Origin of the sequence: Aeromonas cavernicola (genome assembly GCF_002795305.1) — a bacterium.
Classification (GTDB): domain Bacteria; phylum Pseudomonadota; class Gammaproteobacteria; order Enterobacterales; family Aeromonadaceae; genus Aeromonas; species Aeromonas cavernicola.
In genome coordinates this window covers 1-2,329 of sequence record NZ_PGGC01000270.1, presented here as the reverse complement: position 1 = coordinate 2,329, position 2,329 = coordinate 1, and the positions used below count along the sequence as shown (strand labels likewise).

At 60.3% G+C, this 2,329-nt stretch carries 3 protein-coding genes and 1 pseudogene; all 4 read left to right on the top strand.

What is annotated here, in order from left to right; all coding sequences use genetic code 11:
- Positions 1–542 (top strand): annotated as a pseudogene (locus CUC53_RS18470) (bifunctional histidinol-phosphatase/imidazoleglycerol-phosphate dehydratase); the annotation flags it as partial.
- Positions 542–1,183: an imidazole glycerol phosphate synthase subunit HisH gene (gene hisH, locus CUC53_RS18465; protein WP_100295424.1), complete on the top strand. Its 642-nt coding sequence runs from the start codon at positions 542–544 to the stop codon at positions 1,181–1,183. The pseudogene CUC53_RS18470 and the gene hisH, both read left to right, overlap by 1 nt.
- Positions 1,184–1,188: 5 nt before the next feature.
- Positions 1,189–1,950 carry a 1-(5-phosphoribosyl)-5-[(5-phosphoribosylamino)methylideneamino]imidazole-4-carboxamide isomerase gene (gene hisA / locus CUC53_RS18460; protein ID WP_100295423.1) on the top strand — a complete coding sequence of 254 codons (762 nt, stop codon included), beginning with the start codon at positions 1,189–1,191 and terminating at the stop codon, positions 1,948–1,950.
- The coding region (locus tag CUC53_RS18455) for a HisA/HisF-related TIM barrel protein (protein WP_201796807.1) at positions 1,950–2,329 on the top strand (380 nt) is incomplete at its 3' end. The genes hisA and CUC53_RS18455, both read left to right, overlap by 1 nt.

Below are 2,329 nucleotides of genomic sequence, written 5' to 3'. Positions count from 1 at the left end.
GCAACAGCCAGATCGCCACTGGCATTGGCTTTTTTGATCACATGCTCGATCAAATCGCCACTCACGCCGGTTTCCAGCTCACGCTGAACGTCAGTGGCGATCTGCATATCGACGATCACCACACCGTGGAGGATGTCGGGCTGGCACTGGGTCAGGCGCTGCGCCAAGCCCTTGGCAACAAGCGCGGCATCGGCCGTTTCGGCTTTGTGCTCGCGATGGACGAGGTACAGGCCGCCATTGATGCCCGCCCGCTGACCGAGCAAGAGATCGCCACCGCCCTCGATTTAAGCGGTCGGCCCTACTTTGTGTTCGATTGCCCAAGCGGCTTTGGCCGCGATACCGTAGGCGAGATGGCCACCGAAATGGTGCCCCATTTTTTCCGCTCCCTCTCCGACGCCATGGCCATCACCTTGCAAATGAAAGTCGGGAGCGGCAACACCCACCATCAGGTTGAAGCCCTGTTCAAAGGCTTTGGCCGCGCCCTGCGCCAAGCGATTCGGGTGGAAGGCAACGCGCTTCCCTCTAGCAAAGGAGTGTTGTGATGGCGCTGAGCAAACAAAAACTGGTCATTATCGACACCGGCTGCGCTAACTTGGCCTCGGTCAGAATGGCGTTCGAACGCCTTGGTGTGACCCCCTTGATCAGCCGCGAAGCCGCCGATATCGAGCAGGCTGACAAGCTGATCCTACCCGGTGTCGGCACTGCGGTGGCCGCCATGCACAACCTCAACGAACGGGGGCTGGTGCCCCTCATTCGTGCCGCCAAACAGCCGCTGCTGGGCTTTTGCCTTGGTATGCAGATGCTGGCGGCCGCATCCGAGGAGAGCATGAAAGGGGACGACCACGCCGACAGCCTGATCGACTGCCTTGGCATCGTGCCGGGCAAGATCCAGCTGATGGAAGTGGGCAACCTGCGTTTACCTCACATGGGCTGGAACCAAATTGAGCATGACGAAACCCACCCCCTGCTCAAGGGGATTGCCAGCGGCAGTTACTTCTATTTCGTCCACTCCTACGCCCTGGAGGTAACCGCCGCCACTATCGCCACCTGCGACTACGGCAAGCCTTTCACCGCCATCGTGGGCGGAGTTGCAGAGCACAGTAACTTCTTCGGTGCCCAATTCCACCCAGAGCGCTCCGGCCCAGCCGGCGCCCGTTTGCTGCAAAATTTTCTGGAGCTATGACAGCTATGATCATTCCTGCAATCGACCTGATTAATGGTCAGGTAGTCCGTCTTTATCAGGGTGACTACGGCCAAAAGACCGCCTACAGCGACAGCCCACAGGCGCGTTTTGATGAGTATGTGTCGCAAGGGGCGGTCCAGCTGCACCTGGTCGATCTTGATGGGGCCAAAGATGCCAAGGCGCGCCAACTTACGCTGCTGACCCAATTGCTGTCCGCCACCGAAGCACCGGTCCAAGTGGGCGGCGGGGTGCGCAGCGAGCAAGATGTGGCCGATCTGCTGGCCGCTGGGGCAAGTCGGGTGGTGATTGGCTCGACCGCGGTCAAATCCCCCGATCTGGTGGCCAGCTGGATGGCCAAATATGGCCCCGAGCGCATCGTGCTGGCACTGGACGTCAACATTGATGCTCAAGGTAATCGCCATATCGCGGTCGCGGGCTGGCAAGAGAACAGCGGCGTGACCATTGAGGCGCTGATCGAGCGCTTCCTCCCCGCCGGGCTCAAGCATGTGCTCTGCACCGACATCAGCCGTGATGGCACCTTGGCGGGCACCAATGTCGCGCTCTATCGCGATCTCTGCGCCCGCTACCCCAGCGTGGCCTTTCAAGCCTCTGGCGGCATTGGCGGCCTGCAAGATATTGAGGCGCTCAAGGGATCGGGGGTCAAGGGGATTATTCTGGGCCGCGCCCTGTTGGAGGGTAAATTTTCGGTGGGTGATGCCATCGCCTGCTGGCAAGTTCCCGCCACCGACACACGAGGAGAACACTGATGCTGGCAAGACGGATTATCCCCTGCCTCGACGTCAAAGATGGCGTGGTGGTCAAGGGGGTGCAATTTCGTAACCATGAGGTGATGGGCGGCATCGTCGAGCTTGCGCGCCGCTACGCCGAGGAAGGGGCTGACGAGCTGGTGTTTTATGACATCACCGCCTCCAGTGATGCCCGCGTGGTCGATAAGAGCTGGGTCAGCCGAGTGGCGGAGGTGATCGACATCCCTTTTTGCGTCGCCGGCGGCATCAAAAGCGTGGAAGATGCGCGGCAAATCTTGGAATTTGGCGCAGATAAAGTCTCTATCAACTCCCCCGCGCTGGCTGACCCCACCCTGATCAGCCGCTTGGCCGAACGCTTTGGCGTGCAGTGTGTGGTGGT

What these genes read in the sequence shown, in the direction of transcription:
- hisH (WP_100295424.1), top strand. Translation starts at nt 542, where the DNA reads ATGGCGCTGAGCAAACAAAAACTGGTCATTATCGACACCGGCTGCGCT.
- hisA (WP_100295423.1), top strand. Translation starts at nt 1,189, where the DNA reads ATGATCATTCCTGCAATCGACCTGATTAATGGTCAGGTAGTCCGTCTT.